Annotated in this window: 1 pseudogene; it reads left to right on the plus strand. The window is 57.3% G+C overall.

The window, feature by feature from the left end:
* A pseudogene (locus HBA93_RS20650) lies at positions 1–286 on the plus strand (transcriptional regulator); the annotation flags it as partial.

The raw sequence follows: 286 nt of genomic DNA on the forward strand, positions 1-286 counted from the left end.
CCTGTCGGGTGCGGATGTGGCACAGGTACTTGAAGCGCTTATGGGGCTGGCACAACGCACCGGTGCCGTGCGGGTTCGTACAGGGCCGAAAGATGTAGCCTTACGTGAGGCGCGGATTTGCTACGATCATCTGGCAGGTGAGGCGGGCGTCACGCTGTTCAATGGTCTGACGGCGCGTAATTATCTTGAACACTCAGAGCAGGATGCACTTCAGCTGACTTCGGAAGGGCGGGAGTTTTTCAGCGGATTAGGGCTTGAGCTGAAACCGCTGGAAAGCAAACGTCGT

Source organism: Ochrobactrum sp. SFR4 (genome assembly GCF_019730395.1).
Lineage (GTDB): Bacteria > Pseudomonadota > Alphaproteobacteria > Rhizobiales > Rhizobiaceae > Pseudochrobactrum.